This is a genomic window from Glycomyces paridis (assembly GCF_004912155.1).
GTDB lineage: Bacteria > Actinomycetota > Actinomycetes > Mycobacteriales > Micromonosporaceae > Glycomyces > Glycomyces paridis.
The window spans coordinates 325369-344480 of the sequence record NZ_STGX01000002.1; the positions used below are offsets into that span (position 1 = coordinate 325369).

Genomic DNA, 19112 nt, shown 5'->3' on the forward strand with positions numbered 1-19112 from the left:
TCCGTGCCGGTTTCAAGGTGTTCATTAGGATTCACGGTGAATATTCTGCTTTATGAAGTTTGGTGGGAACAATGGCCATTTGGTGGCAAGGGCTGCTCTTCGCCCTAGTGGTGGTCGCGGCGGCCAGCGTGGTGGTCGCGCTGCTTCAGAAATTCGCGCCGCCGACGGCCCGGGGGCACAACAACGAGCTCGGCACGACGCTGTTCGAGCTGCTCACGGTGCTGTACGCGATCGTGCTCGCGTTCGTGCTCATCACGGCGTGGGAGAACAAGAACGAGGCCGGCCACGTGACCTTCAAGGAGGCGAACGAGCTGGTCGGCGTGTACTGGTCGGCGGCCTCGCTCGAACCGGAGGCGCGCGACGAGGTGCGGGCGGCGGTGCGGGCCTACACCGAGGAGGTGATCGCGGTGGAGTGGCCGGCGATGCGCGACCAGGACCCGGTCTCGCCGGAGGGGCTGCTGCTCCTGGACGCGATGCGGGCGCCGGTCTCGGGCGCGCAGACCGACGACGACGTGGTCCAGGCGCGCCTGGACACGACGCGCGACGGCGTCCTGGCCGTCTCGGAGTACCGCACCGACCGGCTGTTCCAGGCCCAGCGGGGCCTGGGTCCGACGATGTGGACGGTGCTGGTGCCCGGGGCGCTCCTGGTGTTCGCGGTGATGCTCACGCTCGGCACGCCGACGCGGAAGTACCAGTTCGTGCTCGTGGGGCTTATCTCGGGGATGGTCGCGCTGATGCTGTTCGCGGCCTACCAGCTCGAGTACCCGTTCAGCCGCAGCGGGGCGAGCGATCCGGTGCCGTACGAGACCGCGATCGAACGTTACGACGTCATCGATGCGCAGTATACACGTGAATAAGTTTTCTGTGGCGTAATATAGCAATTCATTCTTTCTGTCCGATATGATCTAAGGCGAGCCGTAACCGCCTCAACGTGAGGAAGTGTGAGCATGACCGATTCCGTCCTCGACAGCACGTCCGCTGCACCGCAGCAGACCGCGAACGGACAGCACCCCCAGACCAGCCTGAGCACCGCCGCCGCCCGCAACCTCGCGACCACGACGAAGTCCGTGCCGCAGATGCAGGAGATCACCTCCCGCTGGCTGCTGCGCGTCCTGCCGTGGGTCCAGACCCAGGGCGGCGCCTACCGCGTCAACCGACGCCTGACCCACACCGTCGGCGACGGCCGGGTCGAGTTCACCACCGAGGGCGACGCCGTCCGCGTCATCCCCACCGAGCTCGGCGAGATCGCCCAGCTGCGCGGCATCGAGGACGAGGAGATCCTGGCGACCCTCGCCGACCGCTTCGAGCAGCGCGAGATCGGCGCCGGGGAGCGCATCGCGCAGGAGGGCTCGCCGGTCGACGGCATCCACCTCATCGCGCACGGCCGCGCCGAGCAGTTCGGCTCCGGCCCCTTCGGCGACCAGTCCTCGCTCGGCCGCCTGGTCGACGGCGACCACTTCGGCGAGGAGCTGCTCACCGAGGACGCCCCGGTCTGGGACCACGACGTCATCGCCGCCACTCCGATCACCGTCCTCACCCTCCCGGCCGCCGCCGCGGCCGAGCTCGTCGAGCGCATCCCGGCGCTCGCCGACCACCTGGAGCGGTTCAAGGCCGGGCGCTCGGCCAAGGCCAACAAGCACGGCGAGGCCGCGATCGACATCGCCGCGGGCCACACCGGCGAGCCCGACCTGCCGAACACGTTCGTCGACTACGACCTGAGCCCGCGCGAGTACGAGCTCTCGGTGGCGCAGACGGTCCTGCGCGTCCACACCCGCGTCGCCGACCTCTACAACAAGCCCATGAACCAGATGGAGCAGCAGCTGCGCCTCACCGTCGAGGCCCTGCGCGAGCAGCAGGAGGACCAGCTGCTCAACAACCGCGAGTTCGGGCTCCTGCACAACGCCGCGCTCAGCCAGCGCATCCCGACCCGCTCGGGCGCCCCGACGCCCGACGACCTCGACGACCTGCTCAGCCGCCGCCGCGACACGCAGTACATGCTCGCCCACCCGAAGGCGATCGCCGCGTTCGGGCGCGAGCTAAACAAGCGCGGCCTCTACCCGACCCCGGCGCTCATCGAGGGCCGCGAGGTCCCGGCCTGGCGGGGCGTGCCGCTCCTGCCGTGCAACAAGATCCCGATCAGCGCCGCCCGCACGACCTCGATCGTCGCGATGCGGACCGGCGAGGACAACCAGGGCGTCGTCGGCCTGCGCCAGATCGGCCTGCCCGACGAGTACGAGCCGGGCCTGTCGGTGCGGTTCATGGGCATCGACGAGAAGGCCGTCATGTCCTACCTCGTCAGCGCCTACTTCTCGGTGGCGGTCCTGGTGCCCGACGCCCTCGGCGTGCTCGAGCACGTCGAGATCGGCCGCTGAACGACCCCGGGCGGCCACGGTCGCACCATCGCGGCCGCCCGGGCCCGACGTCCCCCACCCGAACCGACCCGCGGGTCCGACCGCGGCCGCCGGGCCGCCGCCCCCGCACCGACCGACGCGCCGCCCAGGGAGGCCCCGCATGACCGTCCTGACCGACCGATACGCCTGCGAACGCGAAGCCATCGACGCCGGGCTGCGCGCCGCCGCCGCGCGGCTCCCCGCCCCCGCCGCGCGCATCGCCGCCTACCACTTCGGATGGACCGACGCCGCGGGCGCGCCCACCGACGCCAGCTCCGGGAAGGCCCTGCGGCCCCTGCTGACGCTCCTGGCGGCCAAGACCGTCGACGGCGACTGGCGCCGGGCCGTGCCCGCCGCCGTGGCCGTCGAGATGATCCACAACTTCTCCCTCATCCACGACGACATCATCGACCGCGACGGCCTGCGCCGCCACCGCCCGACCGCGTGGAAGGTCTACGGCGTCAACGACGCGATCCTGGTCGGCGACGCCCTCCACGCGCTCGCGTTCGAGATCATCGCCGAGGCGGGCGGCGAGTGCGCCCGCTCGGGCGCGGGCCTGCTCGCGCAGACCGTCCGGGCGCTCATCGAGGGGCAGCTCGCCGACACGCGCTTCGAGGAGCGCGAGAGCGTCCCGCTCGACGAGTGCGTGGCGATGTCGGAGGCCAAGACCGCCTCGCTCATGGGCTGCGCGACCGCGCTCGGGGCGCTCTTCGGCGGCGGCACGCCCGCCCAGGTGGAGGCCCTGCGCGACTTCGGGTGCCGCCTCGGCCTGGCGTTCCAGCACGTGGACGACCTGCTCGGCATCTGGGGCGACCCGGCCGTCACCGGCAAGGCCGTCTTCTCGGACCTGCGCAACCGCAAGAAGTCGCTGCCGGTGACCGCGGCCCTCGGCTCGGGCCACCGCGACGTCGCCGAGCTCGCGCGCCTCTACGGCGGGACGGGCCTGCTCACCGAGTCCGAGCTCACCCGCGCCGCCGAGCTCGTGGAGTCCTGCGGCGGGCGCCGGGCGAGCCGGCGCGCGGCCGAGACGCTCACCGCGGCGGCCGCGGGCGGCCTCGCCTCGCAGCCGCTGCGCACCGACGCGGTCGAGGAGCTGACGAGCCTGGCCGCGAGCACGGTCGGCAGGACGAACTGATGGACCGCGAGCTGCGCCGCGAGGGTCCGGCGACCGGGCTCCGCCGGGTGCTGCTGCCCGCCCCCCGGTCGTTCTGCGCCGGGGTCGAGCGGGCGATCGAGATCGTCGAGCGGCTGCTCGACCGGCACGGCCCGCCCGTCTACGTGCGCAACCAGATCGTCCACAACACGCACGTGGTGGCCGATCTGGAGGCGCGCGGCGCGGTGTTCGTCTCCGGCCTCGACGAGGTGCCCGAGCGGGCCCTGGTGGTCTTCAGCGCCCACGGCGTGGCCCCCGAGGTCGAGCGCGAGGCCGCGCGGCGCGGCCTCGACGCCGTGGACGCGACCTGCCCGCTGGTCGCGAAGGTCCACGCCGAGGCCAAGCGGGCCGCCGAGGCGGGCGACACGGTCGTCCTCATCGGGCACGAGGGCCACGAGGAGGTCGTGGGGACGATGGGCGTGGCCCCGGAGCGGACGGTCCTGGTCGGGCACGCCGACGAGGTCGCCGCCCTCGACGTGGCCGACCCCGGGCGGGTCACGTTCCTGAGCCAGACGACGCTGTCGGTCGCCGAGGTCGAGGGCATCGCCGCCGCGCTCAAGGAGCGCTTCCCGCAGATCAAGGGCCAAGGGGCCGAGGACATCTGCTACGCCACGAGCAACCGGCAGGCCGCCGTGGCGGCCGTCGTCGGCGAGGCCGACCTGGTGCTCGTGGTCGGCTCGGCGAACTCCTCGAACTCGAACCGCCTGGTCGAGCTCTCCCGCGCGGCGGGCGTCGCCGCGCACCTGGTCGAGGACGCCGGGCAGCTCGACCGGGCCTGGCTCGACGGGGCCGCGACCGTGGCGGTCACGGCGGGCGCCTCGGCCCCGCCGCGCCTGGTGGACGAGGTCGTGGCGGCCCTGGCAGCACTGGGGCCGATCGAGGTCGTGGAGCGGGTGGTCACCGAGGAGACCCAGGAGTTCCTGCTCCCGCAACGGCTCAGGTCCCCCGGCCGCGGCGCCTGACCCTTTTTTCAAGTCTTCGCGAAAAGTACTGGATCGGCGTTCGCGGGCGCCGTTACGCTGACGCCATGACCGTCACACTCCCCTCCCTGCCCTTCGCGCTCGACTGGGACGGCGACGAGCCGCCCTCCTGGAGCGTCACCGACACCGGCCTGGAGGCGACCGCCGCCGCCGAGACCGACTGGTACGTCTACGCCCCCGAACCCGAGGGCAACTCCCCGGCGAACGGCGCCCGCCTCCTCGGCACCCCGCCCGAAGGGGACTGGCAGCTCAGCGTCCGCGTCGTGGTCGACTTCGACGCCACCTACGACGCCGGCACCCTGTTCCTGGTCGCCGGCGACGACCACTGGGCGAAGCTCGCCTTCGAGTACTCCCCCGACGGCGAGGGCATGGTGGTCTCGGTGATCACCCGCGGCACCTCCGACGACGCCAACCACCGGGTGGTCGACCACGGCCAGGTGTTCCTGCGCATCAGCCGCATCGCCGCGGGCTTCGCCCTCCACGCCTCCGACCTCGGAGAGCGCTGGGAGTTCGTGCGCTGCTTCGGTTTCGGCACCGACACGCCGGTGAAGGTCGGCTTCGGCGTCCAGTCCCCCACCGGCGAGGGCTGCAAGGTGGCATTCGACCGCATCGAGTTCAAGCCCGAAACCCTCCGCGAACTGCGCGACGGCTCGTGACGACAGGATCGGATCGACACCTTTGGTATGCTGGCATACATGGCACGAACCACCGTGAAGATCTCGGACCAGCTCGACGCCCGACTGCGACATGAGGCGGCGCGGCGCGGCATCACCGTCTCGGAGCTCACCCGAGAGGCGATCGAAGCGCACCTCGGAGGAACTCCGCGCAGACTCATGTCAGTGGGAGCCGGTCGCAGCGGTCGCAGCGACATCTCCGAGCGAATCGAGGAGATCCTCCGCGATGAGATGGGCATGAACTCATAAGCATCATCGTCGATGCCGGGCCCTTGTACGCAGCCGTCGACCTCGACGACAAGCACCACGAGGCATGTGCGGAGCTCCTTGAGCACTACCCCGGCGCCCTCATCGTGCCCACACTGGTGATCGCCGAGGTCGCCCACCTCGTCTCGACCCGCCTGGGCACTCGGGCCGAGGTCCGGTTCCTCGGCGACCTCGCGTCCGGAGCGTTCGCGGTCGAACCGGTCCACCCGGCGGACTGGCTTCGGATCGCACAGCTCACCAGCGTGTACAGCAATCTTCCACTCGGCACCGTCGACGCCTCGGTGGTCACCGCCGCAGAACGACTGAACATCTCGACGGTCGCGACCCTGGACCTCCGCCATTTCAACGTGGTACGCCCGAAACACTGCACGCACTTCGACATACGACCGACCGCTTGAGGCCCGGCCGCGCGTTGCGCGGCCGGGCCTTTCCGGTTTCCTGGTCCGGCTTACGGGTTGTGGAAGCGCAGTTCGGGCCAGTCGGGGCTCGGGCCTTCGAGGGTCGGGGCGTCCTCGCCTCGCAGGTGGGCGTCGACGAACTCGGTGACGAGGGTGCGGGCGATCGCGTCGGAGCGGAAGCCGTCGAGGTCGTCCTGGTTGAGTCCGGCCTGTTCGCCGAGGGGGCCGAAGTCGGTCAGGGAGCTGTGGGTGGTGCCGTCGACGGTGATCCAACGCTTCCAGCCGTCGAGCTTCTTCCAGGCCTTGGTCCAGGTCTTGTCGGCGCCGGGGAGGCCGTGGTCGGCGGCGCCGACCATCATGAACGGCCGGTCGAGCTTGTGCCTGTCGAGGGCGAAGAAGGTGCCGTCGAGGTTGAAGCCGGCGTCGAAGCGCTCGTCGGCGAGCATGACGCGGTGGCTGGAGGCGCCGCCGATGGAGTGGCCGCCCACGGCGATCCGCTCGGGGTCGATGACGCCGGAGTCCTCCCAGGCGGCGTCGTCGCCGGTGAGTTCGTCGAGGACGAAGGAGAGGTCGTCGGCGCGGTTGGGGACGACCTTGTCGACCTCCTGTTCGACGCAGGCGAGGCATTCGGTGGTGCGCCCGTCGGGGAAGGTGATCGGCGCTTCGTGGTTGTGGCCGACGGCGGCCACGGCGTAGCCGCGGCTGGCGAGCTCCTCGCCGAGGCCGGTGAGGGTGGCGCGCGGGAACGAGAAGCCGGGCGAGAGGACGACGAGCGGGAGGGTGCCGTCGTCGGCGAGCGGCGCGGCGCCGGTCACCGAGTTCGTCTCGACCGAGGCGAGGACGTCGCCGGGCACTTGCAGCTGCTCGCCGAACAGGTCGCCTTCGGCGGCGGTCATGTAGGGCGCGGTCTCGCCGCCGGTCTCGGCGGTCGGGTACCACATGGTGACCATGAGCTCCCGGTCCGTGCCGGGGGCCCACGGGTCCTCGCGGTCCTCGTCGACGAGGTGGAGCTGGACGGTGCCGGTGTGGAACGCGCCGCCCGGTTCGGGGACGGCCAGCGCGGGGGGCGCGGTGTCGGTCGGTTCGGCGTTGGCGGCGATGGCGTGCACGCCCGCGCCGGTCGCGACCGCGGCGGCGGTGGCGACGAGCAGGGCGCGTCGGAGTCGGCGGGCCATGGGTGTCCAATCGGTGCGGTGGTGCGGGCCCGGTCGGGCCCGCTCCACCAACCTAGGCGCGCGGGGCGCCGCTCCTCCTGGGTCTGGCGGCCGGACCGGGTCGGCCTAAAGACCGATGTTCGCTCCGTGGCGTCCCGGTCACGAAGGCGCGGTTGCGGTCCCGTCCCGGGTCACGGTCTCGCGGCGGGGGCGATCTTGACGGCGCAGACCTTGAACTCGGGCATCCGGCTGATGGGGTCGAGGACGTCGGAGACGGCGGCGTTGACGTTGGCGGCGCCCGGGAAGTGGAAGGGGCTGAAGACGGTGTCGGGGCGGATGTCGGCGGTGAGGCGGGCCGGGGCGGTGTAGGAGCCGCGGCGGGAGGTGACGCGCACCCGGTCGCCGTCGCCGATGCCGTGGCGCACGGCGGTGTCGGGGTGGATCTGGAGGAACTGCTCGCTGTCGGGGGTGCCGCCGAGGGAGGGGATGAGGCGGGTCTGGGCGCCGGACTGGTACTGGGTGAGGACGCGGCCGGTGGTGAGGTAGAGCGGGTAGACGCTGTCGCGGCGCTCGGCGGGGTGGCGGTGGTCGACGGCGACGAAGCGGGCGCGGCCGTCGGGGGTGGCGAACTTGAAGTCGGCGAACATGCGGGGCGTGCCGTCGTGGTCGGGGCCGGGGACGGGCCACTGGAAGGTGCGCTCGTCGAGGCGCTCGTAGCTGATCCCGGAGTAGTCGGCCTTGCCGCCGGAGGAGGCGCGGCCGAGCTCCTCGAAGATCGCCTCGGGGTCGGTGTCGTAGTGGCCGGGGGCGTCCAGGCGCGCGGCGAGCTCCTTCATGACCCACAGGTCGGAGCGGACGCCGTCGGGGGCGTCGCGCAGGGCGCGGCGGCGGATGACGCGGCCTTCGAGGTTGGTCATGGTGCCGTCCTCCTCGGCCCACTGGGTGACCGGGAGGACGACTTCGGCGATGCCCGCGGTCTCGGAGAGCACGAAGTCGAGGGAGACGAGGCAGTCGAGGTCCTTGAGCCGGTCGGCGACGCGGGTGGCGCGGGGGGCCGAGACGACGGGGTTGGAGCCGAGGACGAAGAGCATCTTGACCTCGTCGCCGCATTTGCGGAGCAGCTCGACGGCCGAGACGCCGGCGCCGGGGAGGGTCTCGGGGTCGACGCCCCAGACGGCGGCGACGTGCTCGCGCGCCTCGGGGTCGGTGATGGAGCGGTAGCCGGGCAGCTGGTCGGCCTTCTGGCCGTGCTCGCGCCCGCCCTGGCCGTTGCCCTGGCCGGTGATGCAGCCGTAGCCGGAGCTGGGCTTGCCGGGCAGGCCGAGGGCGAGGGCGAGGTTGATCCAGGCGGTGACGGTGTCGACGCCCTTGGCGTGCTGCTCGGAGCCGCGCGCGGTGAGGATCGCGGTGCGCTTGCCGGCCATGAGTCGGGCGGCGGCGTAGAGGTCGGGGACGGAGACGCCGGTGATGCGCTCGACGAACGCGGGCCAGTACCCGGCGGCGGTCTGGCGGACCTCGTCGAAGCCGGTGGTGTGGGCGTCGATGTAGCCGTGGTCGAGGTAGCCCTGCTCGATCGCGATGTGCAGCAGGCCGTTGGCGAGCGCGAGGTCGGTGCCGGGGGCGGGCTGGAGGTGGAGCTGGGCGGACTCGGCGGTGGCGGTGCGGCGGGGGTCGACGACGACGAGTTCGGCGTTCTGGAGGAAGCGCATGAACGGCGGCATCGTCTCGGCGGGGTTGGCGCCGACGAGGACGACGACCTCGGCGCCCTTGAGGTCCTCGGCGGGGAAGGGCAGGCCGCGGTCGACGCCGAAGGAGCGGTTGAGGGCCCCGGCGGCCGAGGACATGCAGAAGCGGCCGTTGTAGTCGATGTGCTTGCTGCCGAGGGCGAGCCGGGTCCATTTGCCGAGCTGGTAGACCTTCTCGTTGGTGAGCCCGCCGCCGCCGAAGACGCCGACGGCGTCCCGGCCGTGCTCGGCCTGGACGCGCCGGACCTTGTCGGCGACGTGGTCGAGGGCCTCGTCCCAGGAGACGGGGCGCCCGTGCAGGAGCGGGGTGGTCAGGCGCATGGGGTGGTCGAGCAGTTCGGGCGAGGTCCAGCCCTTCTTGCACATGCCGCCGCCGCGCGGCGCGGCGGTGACCGTGCCCTCGGCGTCCTCCTCCAGGCGCATCCCGCACTGGAGCGCGCAGTAGGGGCAGTGCGTGTCGGCGCTGCGGACGACGGGGAGCGCACGGCGTCCGCTCGGGTTCGAGTGGCGGCCGGCGACGGGAGGGCCTGTGCGTGCGGTCATGCGGCGAGTGTGCCCACGGGTCGTTTCGTCGTCACGAGGGCGATGTTTCCGGGATGCTAAGTGGCCCGCAATCGCCGGGCGGCGGCGATTGCGGGCCGGTGGGTCAGCCGGTTCCGGCCGGGGTTCAGACCTTGGCGTGGGCGAGGCTGGGGGCCTTGGCGACCAGGACCGTGCGCTGGTAGCACCACCAGTTGAGGACCAGGAAGACGCCGTAGGCGCCCACGAACGCCCACATGGCGGGGACGACCGAGCCGGTCTGCTCGTTCGCGATCCTAAAGCCCTGGTTGATGAGGAAGCCGCCGAACGCGCCGACGGCGGAGATCCAGCCGAGCGCGGCCGCGGTGACCTTCTTCGCGGCGAGGACCTCGGCCTCGGAGGCCTTCCCGCCGGCCGCGGCGGCGGCCTCGGCCTGGAAGATCGCCGGGATCGAGCGGTACGTGGAGCCGTTCGCGACGCCGCTCATGGTGAACAGCAGCATGAACGAGGCGAAGAACAGCGGGAACGACCCGGCGTTGATGCCCCAGATCGCGCCCATCGCGCCCGCGCCCATGAGGACGAACGCGAGGCTCGTGATCGGCGCCCCGGCGAGCCGGTCGGCGAACCAGCCGCCGATCGGCCGGGCGAGCGAGCCGACCAGCGGGCCCAGGGCCGCGATCCACAGGGCGCCGAACTCGGGGAACGAGAGCTTGATGACCAGCGGGAACGCGAACGAGTAGCCGATGAACGACCCGAACGTGCCGATGTAGAGGACGCTCATGATCCAGGTGTGGCGGCGCGCCAGCGCGGGCACCTGCTCGCGCAGCGGGGTGCGGGCGACGGCGAGGTTGTCCATCGCGCGCCAGGCCATGACCGCGGCGAACACCGCCAGGACCAGCCACAGCAGCGGCACGTTGTGCAGGAAGAACGCCTCGCCGGACTCGGTGGTGCCCTGCGAGGTTCCGAACACGGCCAGGCCGATGGCGAGGGGGCCGATGAACTGGACGGCCGAGACGCCGATGTTGCCGCCCGCGGCGTTGATGCCGAGGGCCGAACCGCGGTGGCGCTCCGGGTAGAAGTACGAGATGTTCGCCATCGAGGAGGCGAAGTTCCCGCCGCCGAAGCCCGCGGCGACGCCCGCGACGACGAACATCCAGTACGGGGTGCCGGGCGTCATGACGCAGTAGGCCAGGAGCGCGGTGGGCACCACCAGGAGCGCCGCGGAGATGATCGTCCAGTTGCGGCCGCCGAAGAGGGCGACGGCGGCGGTGTAGGGGATGCGCAGGAACGCGCCCACGAGGTTGGGCACGGCGGTGAGCCAGAACAGCTGGCTGGTGGAGAACCCGAACCCGGCGGCGGCCAGGTAGGGGGTGATGATGCTGAACATCGTCCACACCGAGAAGCCCAGGTGCTCGGCGAGCACCGACCAGACCAGGTTGCGCCTGGCGACCTTGCGGCCCGAGGACTTCCAGAAGGCCTCGTCGTCTGGCCGCCAGTCGGTGATCCAGCCCTTGCGGGCGCCGGCCCGCCCGTCGTTCGTCTGCGTCAGTGTCGCTGTCATGGCCCCACCTTCGGCGGGCGGCGTTGCCTGGACGTGCGGCGGCTGTGCCGCGCCGATGAAGTTCACCTCACGGTCCTGTTACGGAGGGTGTGAACGGGACGGCCGCGGCGGTCGCGCGGAACGGACGCGCGGCGGCGGGCGGCTTTCGCGGCGGGTGCGCACGGGCGGGACGCGGACCGGCGGCGCGGCGGTGTCGGACCCGCCGGGCACCCTTGTGAACGGGGGCCTAGCGATGTCCGTTTCGCCGGGAAACGCCGTTCACCTCGGCGCGCGCAAGGCCGAGAACCCGGTCACATCCGCCCATGGCATAGCGTTAGCGCCTATGGACGCCGCCATCGAGGTCGCCGACCTCCGCAAGACCTACCGCGGCCGGAGGAGCGGCGAGATCCGCGCGGTCGACGGGGTCTCCTTCCGCGTCGAACGCGGCGAGTTCTTCGGCATCCTCGGCCCGAACGGGGCGGGAAAGACCACCACCCTGGAGATCGTCGAAGGCCTGCGCAAGCCCGACTCCGGGACCGTGCGCCTCCTCGGCGAGTCGCCGTGGCCGCACTCCGCGGAGCTGACCGGCCGCGTCGGCGTGCAGCTCCAGGCCTCGGCCTTCTTCGAGTTCCTCACCGCCCGCGAGCAGATCGAGACCTTCGCCGAGTTGTACGGCGCCTCCAAGGCCCGCGCCGCCGAGATGCTCGACCTCGTCGGCCTCGCCGAGCACGCGGGCGTGCGCTGCGAGAAGCTCTCCGGCGGCCAGCAGCAGCGCCTGTCGATCGCCTGCGCGCTCGTGGGCGACCCCGAACTGGTCTTCCTCGACGAGCCCACCGCGGCCCTGGACCCCCAGGCCCGCCGCAACCTGTGGGACCTCATGCGCGCCATCAACGCCGAGGGCCGCACCGTCGTGCTCACCACGCACTACATGGAGGAGGCCGAGTCGCTCTGCGACCGGGTCGCCATCATGGACGCCGGGAAGATCAAGGCCGTCGACTCCCCCGCCGGGTTCGTCCGCGGCCTCGACGCCCCCACCCGCGTCACCGTCGCCGCCGGGCAGCTCGACGCCGAGCGCGTGCGCGAGCTCGCCGTGGCCGAGACCGTGACCGAGCAGGACGCCGCGATCGTCTTCGAGACCCGCGACCCCCGCAAACTGCTGACCGCCCTCGCCTCCGACGGGGCCCTGGAGGGCCTGTCGGTGCGCACCGCGAACCTGGAGGATGTGTTCTTGCACGTGACCGGACGGGAGTGGCGCGCATGACCCTCGGAGCGGTGCGCGAGCCGCGCACGCGGCAGGTGCGCACCTCCGCCTACCTGAGCCTCGTCAAGGCCCTCGGCCGCGGCTGGCTGCGCGACCGCAGCCAGGTGTTCTTCACGATCCTGCTGCCGCTGCTGTTCATGGTGCTGCTGGCGAGCGTGTTCGGCTCCTCGAGCGACTCGGCCTCGCGGGTCCTCGCCGTTGGCGAGGTCCCGGTGCTCGACGGCGCGGACTCGGGCGACTTCACCGTCACCGAGGTGTCCGACCTCGACGAGGCGCTGGCGATGCTGCGCGAGGGCGACGCCGACGCGGCCGTGTCCCAGGAGGGCGGCACGGTCCTCATCTACCCGTCGCCGACGAGCTCGACCTCGGGTTCGATCGCTGCGGGGAGGCTCTCGGCGCTCGTGGACGACGTGAACGTCGAGGTGCTCTCGGCGGCGGCCCCGGGCGAGGAGGTGCTCGCGGCGGAGGTCGAGGAGGCCGACGGCGGCGCGGTGCGCCCGATCCAGTACCTCGCGCCGGGCATCCTCGCGTGGGGCATCGCGATCTCGGGCGTGTTCGGCGCGGCGGGCACGATCGTGGACTGGAAGCGCGACAAGCTCCTTCGGCGCCTGCGCCTGACGCCGGCGTCGGTGTCGACGTTCCTGGGCGCGAAGGTGTCGGTGAACCTGCTGGTCGCGGTCGGGCAGACCGTGGTGTTCCTGGCGGTGGCGGCGCTGGGGTTCGGGCTGGAACTGTCGGCGTGGTCGTGGTTCGCGGTGCCGCTGGTGCTGTTGGGGACGCTCGCGTTCCTGGCGATCGGCGTGGTCATCGGCGGGATCGCGCAGACGAGTCCGGGCGCGGCGGGGCTGAGCAACCTGGTGACGATGCCGATGGCGTTCGTCTCGGGTGCGTTCTGGCCGCTGGCGCTCTCGCCGGCGTGGGTGCAGGCGATCTCGTACCTGTCGCCGATGCGGTACCTCAACGAGGCGCTCCAGTCGGTGGTGGTCTACGGCGAGCCGCCCTCGACGGTGCTGCCGCAGATCGGTTTCCTCGCGGCCTTCGCCGCGATCGTCGCCCTCGTCTCGTGGAAGACCTTCAAGTTCGACGAGCTGTGAGCGGGCCCGACAGGTCGTGAGCGTGGCTCATCTCCTTGGCGCGCAAGGGATGTCGGACCCCGGGAGTACTCTTGCGCCAGGGGTCCCTTAGGGGGTATATATCCGTTATATCGGGAATGTCATCCGTTCTCATCCGCCCCGTGACGCTCAGTCCGCCTTGAGGACCGCGTCGTAGACGTCGCGGCGGCTCACGCCGTACTTGACCGCGACCTCCTTCATGGCGGCCTTGCGGTCGGTACCGGCCGCTTCGAGGGCCGCGACCGCGGCGGCCATCGCCTCCGGGGTGGCCTCGCTCGCGTCCGGGCCCGTCCAGCCCGCGACCACGAGGGTGATCTCCCCGCGCGGCGGGTCGGCCTCGGCGCCCTCGGCGAGGGAGCCGAGCGTGCCGCGCCGGACCTCCTCGTGGGTCTTCGTCAGCTCCCGGCACAGCGCCGCGGGCCGGTCCTCACCGATCGCCGAACTCATGGCGCGCAGGGTCTCGGCGACACGCCGCGGCGACTCGAAGAACACCATCGTGCGCCGCTCCTCGGCGAGCTCGGCGAACAGGCGCCGCCGCTCGCCGTCCTTGCGCGGCGCGAAGCCCTCGAAGCAGAACCGGTCGCAGGGCATCCCCGAGAGCGCCAGCGCGGTCGTCACCGCGCTCGCCCCGGGCGCGCTCGTCACGGTGATCCCGGCGTCCGCGGCGGCCTTGACGAGGCGGAACCCCGGGTCGGAGACCGAGGGCATCCCGCCGTCGGTGATGACGGCGACGCGCCGGCCCTCGTGCAGCTGTTCGAGGAGCGTCCCGGTCTTGCCGCTTTCGTTCGCCTCGAAATATGACGTGATCGCAGCTGCTGGAACGAGATCGAGCTCGCTCAGGAGCCGCCGGAGCCGCCGGGTATCCTCTGCGGCGATGACGTCGGCGCGGGCCAGCTCGGTCCGGAGCCGAGACGAGGCGTCCTCTGGATTTCCCAGCGGCGCACCGAGAAGCACCAAAACGCCAGTTGATGTAGTCGACACCCGGCCAGTATCCCCCACCGCGGCGTGCGGGGGTGCGCGTCGGTGGACGCGCCGCAACGGGCCGCACATGCAAGCTGCCGATTCATGCTGTCGGGTACCGGACATTGGCCTTACGCGTGAGCGAACGGTAACGGATACTTGCAGTGACAACACATGCGACATATCGCCAGCCGTAAATCCGTCGAGCCCTCTGCACCCACTGGAGGCCGCCTTGTCCGTGATACTCAGAGTCGGAGCGGGAATCGCCGTTCTCATCCTCGGATACTTCGTTCTCGGATTCATAGCGGACCATTGGGCCTGGTTCGCCTCGGTGGCGATCCTGTTGGCGGGCACCGTGCTCGGGGGCTGGATCCTCTTCCGCAGCCGCGGCCACGAGTCGCGCGACCGGGCCCTGACCGCCGAGCGGCACGCGCTCATGCGCGGGGTCGACCGCATGAACCTCCCGGCCTTCGACCAGATGATCGGCCAGCTCCTGGTGGGGCTGGACGTCAAGCGGGTCAAGAAGTTCGGGCACCGCAAGAACGACCTGGGCTGCAACTTCGTGGTCACCTTCACCAACGGCAAGCGGATCATCGTGCGCGCCAAGAAGGACGACCGGGCGATGCGCAGCCGCAACGGCAACCGCCACGTGCAGATCCTCGGGGGCGAGATCAAGGCCCGCTGGGACTGCGACGCGGGCGTGCTCATCACCAACGCGAACCTGCACTGGATGCACCACGGCTCGCGCAACGAGGCCGTGGCCGCGCAGCTGGGCGTCCTCATCGTCGACCGCGACCGCCTCGCGGAGTGGCTCGAGACGGGGATGGCGCCCGCGGCGCTGCGGCCGGTCCGCGCCGCCCTGGAGGCGAGCGGGTCAACCGCGCCGTTACGCGAGCACTGACACGCGAGCACTGACACGAAGCGGCCCCGGACCTGGAGGTCCGGGGCCGCTTCGCGTCGGTCAGGAGGCGGCGAGGGTGGCCGTGGTCTCGGCCTGCTCCTCGTCCCTGGTGTAGGTGATGGCGATCTCGGTGCCCGAGGCCTGGCCCTGGACGGCCGCGACCACTTCGGAGGCGGTGGTGACGGTGGCGCCGTCGATCGCGGTGATGATGTCGCCCTCCTGGAGGCCGGCGGTCTCGGCCGGGGAGCCGGGCTCAACGCCGAGGACCATGGCCCCGTTGCCGTCGGTGTCGGCGACGGAGACGCCGAGGTAGCCCTGTTCGACCGAGCCGTTCTCGATGAGCTGCTCCACGACGCTCTGCACGGTGTTGGAGGGGATCGCGAAGCCGAGGCCGATGGAGCCGGAGTCGGTGGTGGCGATCGCGGTGTTGATGCCGATGAGGTCGCCGTTGCCGTCGACGAGGGCGCCGCCGGAGTTGCCGGAGTTGATGGCCGCGTCGGTCTGGAGCAGGCCGGTGAGCGTCTGGCTGGAGGACTGGCCGGGGCCTTGGCCCTCTTCGCCCGCGACGGTCATGGAGCGGTCGAGCGCGGAGACGATCCCGGTGGTCACGGTGCCTTCGAGGCCGAGCGGCGAGCCGATCGCGACGGCGGCGTCGCCGACCTGGATGGCGTCGGAGTCGCCGAAGGTGATGGGCTTGAGCCCGTCGGTGTCGGAGACCTGGATGACGGCGAGGTCCTGGGTGGAGTCGGTGGCGACGATCGAGGCGTCGGAGGTGGAGCCGTCCGAGAAGCGGACCTCCACGGCCTGCGCGCCGTCCACGACGTGGTTGTTGGTGACGATGTAGCCGTCCTCGGAGTAGACCACGCCCGAGCCCTCGGCCGAGTCGGTCACGATGGTGACGACCGAGGGGCCGATCTTGTCCACGATCTCGGTGTAGGTCATGCCGTTGCCCGCGTCCATGGACACGGACTCCACGACGGTGGTGCCGCTGTTGCCCTCGCCGAGGAACCATCCGGCGACCCCGCCGGCGCCTCCGGCGATGAGGGCCAGCGCGAGCGCTCCGGCGACGAGCTTCCCGCGTCCGCCGCCGCGCGGTGCCGCTGGGGCGCCGGGGCGGTACATGGGCGGGACGGGCGGGCCCTGGGGCTGCCAGGCGGTGGCGTCGCCGGGGGCGGCCATGTGGGGCGCGCCCTGGGGCGCGCCGGGGTGGAGGAGGCGGGTCTGCTCGGTGGGCTGTGGCGCGTAGGCGGGCGCGGCGGCGTACGCGGACGGCGGGGGCGGCGGCGCGTCGGTGGGCGCGGCGGGCGGCAGGCTCGGTTCGGGGGCGAGTGCCGCGGGTTCGGCGGGCGGTGCGGCCTGCGGGGCCGCGAGGGGCGGCGCAGGGTGCTGCGGGGAGTCGGGAGCCCCGTCGGGGCCCTGCGGTGCGGTCCCCTCGGGGCCCTTCGTGCTCTCAGTGTCGCTCATGTAAGGCAGCATGCAGGTCGCAGCTCTCGGCCCGCTGCGAAAACGCCTTAAAACCCTTTAATGATCAGATGCGGGCGCACTGGTCAGACGGGCGGTGGCCGCCGCGGGTCGGGCGCGGGGCCGCGCGGAGTTCAACGTTCGCTGAGATTCGGGGGCGCGGGGTCGGGCGGTTCGGCGGCGAGGAGGACGGTGAACGCGGTGCCCTCGCCCGGCTGGGAGGCGACGTCGACGGTGCCGCCGTGGGCGTCGACTATGGCGGCGACGATGGCCAGGCCCAGGCCGGAGCCGGCGTGCACGACCTCGTCGGAGCGGAAGAACCGCTCGAAGACGCGCCCGGCGGTGGCCGGTGCCATGCCGGGACCGTCGTCGGCGACGGTGAGGCGCACCCGGTCGTCCTCGGCGGCGACCTCGACGCCGACGTGGGTGCCGGGCGGGGTGTGGCGGACGGCGTTGGTGAGGAGGTTGTCGAGGACCTGGCGCATCCGGGCGCGGTCGGCGGCCACGACGGTGGCGGCGCCGGGCGCGCAGGTGAAGCTGAACTCGTGGTCCTCGGCCATGACGGCGTGGGCGGCGACCGCTTCGCGCCCGAGGAGGGCGAGGTCGACCGGTTCGGTCTCGACGGGGCGCTCCTGGCCGAGGCGGGCGAGGTGGAGCAGGTCGCCGACGAGCAGGCCCATGCGCTTGGCGGCCTCCTCGATCTGGCCGATGTAGTGCTGGCGCTCGGCCTCGGGCATCTGCGGGTTGGTGCGCACGAGTTCGGCGTAGCCGCGCACGCTGGTGAGGGGGGTGCGCAGTTCGTGGGAGGCGTCGGCGATGAACTCGCGCATCCGCTCCTCGGAGTCGTGGGCGCGCTCCTCGGAGTACTCGCGGGCGCGGATGGCGCCCTCGACTCTGGTGAGCATGGAGTTGATGGCGTGGCCGACGCGCCCGACCTCAGTGTTGCGGTCGTGTTCGGGGACGCGCCGGGAGTAGTTCCCGGCGGCGATCATCGCGGCGGTGTTCTCGATCTGGCGCAGCGGGGAGAGGCTGGCGCGGACCAGGCCCACGCCGATGGCGGCGAGCCCGGCGAGGACGCCCGCGCCGATGAGGATGTCGACCCACACGAGCCCGGCGACGGTCTTGTCGAAGTGGGCGAGCTTGTAGGAGAGGACGAAGTAGTCGTCGGCCGAGAGGGGGTGGGCGTCGGCGTCGTACTCGGGGTTCTCGGTGCCGATGTCGGTGCCGGGGAGGCCGAGGACGCGCCAGCGGGTGGTGCCGTCGGCGCCGAGCGCGGTGAAGCCCTCGCCGTCGGCCTCTTCGAGGTCGTCGTAGTCGAAGACGGGGTAGTCGGTGCGGTTGTCGGGCCGGTCCATGCGGTTGCCGTGCCCGTAGAGGAAGCTGAAGATGTACTGCTCGGGGCGCAGGCCGGGGGTGTCCTCGTCGACCTCGAAGTTCTCGGGGTCGAAGATCGAGGCGTTCAGGTTGCGCAGTTGGGTCTCCAGCTCGTCGTCGACGGTGCCGAGGAAGTACGAGTGGAGCGCCAGGAGCGTGGAGACGCTGATGAGCAGGAGCGAGCCGGCGACGAGGACGAGGACCGCGGCGGTCAGGCGGACCCTGAGCGGGGTGCGGTCCCACTTGTCGCGGGCGCTCTCGAACACGCGGGGTGCGCTCAACGCTGCTGCTCCCGCAGGACGTAGCCGATGCCGCGGAGGGTCTGGATGAGTTTGGGCTCGCCGGTGTCGATCTTGCGGCGCAGATAGGACACGTAGGACTCGACGATGCCGTCGTCGCCGCGGAAGTCGTAGCGCCACACGTGGTCGAGGATCTGGGCCTTGGACAGGACGCGCCCGGCGTTGATCATGAAGTAGCGCAGGAGCTTGAACTCGGTGGGCGAGAGCTGCACGGCCTTGCCCGCGCGCCAGACCTCGTGGGTCTCCTCGTCGAGTTCGAGGTCGGCGTACTGGAGGCGGGAGGGCCGGGGCAGCTCGCCCGAGGAGCGGCGCAGGACCGCGCGGATGCGGGCGACGACCTCTTCGAGCGCGAACGGCTTGGTGATGTAGTCGTCGCCGCCGACCGAGAGGCCGGTGACGGTGTCGGCGGTGTCGTCGCGGGCGGTGAGGAAGAGCACGGGGGTGTGGTCGGAGCCCGAGCGCATCCGGCGCACGACCTCGAAGCCGTCGAAGTCGGGGAGGCCGACGTCGAGGACGACCAGGTCGGGGCGGTGCCGGGCGATGGACCTGAGGGCCTCGTCACCGGTGCCGACGGCGTGGACGGCGAAGCCGGCGTAGCGCAGGGAGGTCGCGAGGAGCTCGCAGATGTTCTCCTCGTCCTCCACGACCAGGAGGGTGGCTTCGGTCTCGCTCGTCTGGCTGGTCGAAAGCGGCATGGGCCTCGTCTTCACGGTCTCGGCGGCGCCGGGCCCGCAGTTCGGGGCGCAGGTCGCAGGTGGTCCTGAAGCATACGCCGGAGGCCGGAAGGCGCCAAGCCGTCCGCGGCGGCCGAGGGCGCCAGGAGGGGCGCTTCGGGCTGCTCACGAACGGGTGACCTTTATCCGAAGTCTGCGCGCGTTCGTGAGAAACGGGCGCGCGCGAGCGGCTTTCGGTCGGCGCCGTCGG

At 71.8% G+C, this 19112-nt stretch carries 17 protein-coding genes; 10 read left to right on the forward strand and 7 right to left on the reverse strand.

The window, feature by feature from the left end; genetic code table 11:
- Positions 1-71 precede the first annotated feature (71 nt).
- The 7 genes from E9998_RS03600 to E9998_RS03630 all read left to right on the forward strand — a co-directional run bounded on the left by E9998_RS03600 (position 72) and on the right by E9998_RS03630 (position 5862).
- On the forward strand, positions 72-857 hold the full coding sequence (locus tag E9998_RS03600) for a bestrophin-like domain (protein WP_136528331.1): 786 nt from the start codon (positions 72-74) through the stop codon (positions 855-857).
- Between the two features lie 90 nt (positions 858-947).
- Positions 948-2372 carry a family 2B encapsulin nanocompartment shell protein gene (locus tag E9998_RS03605; RefSeq protein ID WP_136528332.1) on the forward strand — a complete coding sequence of 475 codons (1425 nt, stop codon included), beginning with the start codon at positions 948-950 and terminating at the stop codon, positions 2370-2372.
- Positions 2373-2511: 139 nt separating this feature from the next.
- Complete coding sequence (locus E9998_RS26080) at positions 2512-3525, forward strand: polyprenyl synthetase family protein (protein ID WP_136528333.1); 1014 nt, start codon at positions 2512-2514, stop codon at positions 3523-3525.
- Positions 3525-4505 carry a 4-hydroxy-3-methylbut-2-enyl diphosphate reductase gene (gene ispH / locus E9998_RS03615; RefSeq protein ID WP_136528334.1) on the forward strand — a complete coding sequence of 327 codons (981 nt, stop codon included), beginning with the start codon at positions 3525-3527 and terminating at the stop codon, positions 4503-4505. Before E9998_RS26080 ends, ispH begins: the two co-directional genes overlap by 1 nt.
- Positions 4506-4570: 65 nt before the next feature.
- Positions 4571-5179 carry a DUF1349 domain-containing protein gene (locus E9998_RS03620; protein WP_136528335.1) on the forward strand — a complete coding sequence of 203 codons (609 nt, stop codon included), beginning with the start codon at positions 4571-4573 and terminating at the stop codon, positions 5177-5179.
- A gap of 39 nt (positions 5180-5218) precedes the next feature.
- Positions 5219-5446 (forward strand): ribbon-helix-helix domain-containing protein, encoded by a 228-nt coding sequence (locus tag E9998_RS03625; protein ID WP_204745230.1) that lies wholly within the window; start codon positions 5219-5221, stop codon positions 5444-5446.
- Between the two features lie 5 nt (positions 5447-5451).
- Complete coding sequence (locus E9998_RS03630) at positions 5452-5862, forward strand: type II toxin-antitoxin system VapC family toxin (protein ID WP_275669493.1); 411 nt, start codon at positions 5452-5454, stop codon at positions 5860-5862.
- A 50-nt stretch (positions 5863-5912) separates the two neighbouring features.
- Here E9998_RS03630 and E9998_RS03635 read toward each other — a convergent pair whose 3' ends face one another.
- From E9998_RS03635 to E9998_RS03645, 3 genes are all read right to left on the reverse strand, one after another.
- A complete protein-coding gene (locus tag E9998_RS03635) occupies positions 5913-7037 on the reverse strand; it encodes an alpha/beta hydrolase family protein (protein ID WP_136528338.1) in 1125 nt (374 codons plus the stop codon).
- Positions 7038-7207: 170 nt separating this feature from the next.
- Positions 7208-9304: a molybdopterin oxidoreductase family protein gene (locus E9998_RS03640; RefSeq protein WP_136528339.1), complete on the reverse strand. Its 2097-nt coding sequence runs from the start codon at positions 9302-9304 to the stop codon at positions 7208-7210.
- A gap of 124 nt (positions 9305-9428) precedes the next feature.
- On the reverse strand, positions 9429-10841 hold the full coding sequence (locus E9998_RS03645; RefSeq protein ID WP_136528340.1) for an MFS transporter: 1413 nt from the start codon (positions 10839-10841) through the stop codon (positions 9429-9431).
- 322 nt (positions 10842-11163) lie between these two features.
- Between E9998_RS03645 and E9998_RS03650 the strand changes: the two genes are divergently transcribed.
- Entirely contained in the window at positions 11164-12081 is a 918-nt protein-coding gene (locus tag E9998_RS03650; protein ID WP_136528341.1) for an ABC transporter ATP-binding protein, read from the forward strand.
- Complete coding sequence (locus tag E9998_RS03655) at positions 12078-13175, forward strand: ABC transporter permease (protein WP_136528342.1); 1098 nt, start codon at positions 12078-12080, stop codon at positions 13173-13175. Before E9998_RS03650 ends, E9998_RS03655 begins: the two co-directional genes overlap by 4 nt.
- Before the next feature lie 147 nt (positions 13176-13322).
- Here the strand turns inward: E9998_RS03655 and rsmI are convergent, their stop codons facing one another.
- Positions 13323-14174, reverse strand: a complete 852-nt coding sequence (gene rsmI / locus E9998_RS03660; protein WP_420842404.1) for a 16S rRNA (cytidine(1402)-2'-O)-methyltransferase — start codon at positions 14172-14174, stop codon at positions 13323-13325.
- Positions 14175-14484: 310 nt separating this feature from the next.
- Here rsmI and E9998_RS25135 point away from each other — a divergent pair, with 310 nt between their 5' ends.
- Complete coding sequence (locus E9998_RS25135; protein WP_158299679.1) at positions 14485-15054, forward strand: restriction endonuclease; 570 nt, start codon at positions 14485-14487, stop codon at positions 15052-15054.
- Positions 15055-15114: 60 nt separating this feature from the next.
- Here the strand turns inward: E9998_RS25135 and E9998_RS03670 are convergent, their stop codons facing one another.
- The 3 genes from E9998_RS03670 to E9998_RS03680 all read right to left on the reverse strand — a co-directional run bounded on the left by E9998_RS03670 (position 15115) and on the right by E9998_RS03680 (position 18883).
- Entirely contained in the window at positions 15115-16518 is a 1404-nt protein-coding gene (locus E9998_RS03670) for a S1C family serine protease (RefSeq protein WP_158299680.1), read from the reverse strand.
- Between the two features lie 131 nt (positions 16519-16649).
- Entirely contained in the window at positions 16650-18170 is a 1521-nt protein-coding gene (locus E9998_RS03675; RefSeq protein ID WP_136528346.1) for a sensor histidine kinase, read from the reverse strand.
- Positions 18167-18883 carry a response regulator transcription factor gene (locus E9998_RS03680; protein WP_136528347.1) on the reverse strand — a complete coding sequence of 239 codons (717 nt, stop codon included), beginning with the start codon at positions 18881-18883 and terminating at the stop codon, positions 18167-18169. The genes E9998_RS03675 and E9998_RS03680 overlap by 4 nt, the downstream gene beginning before the upstream one ends.
- Positions 18884-19112: the final 229 nt, after the last annotated feature.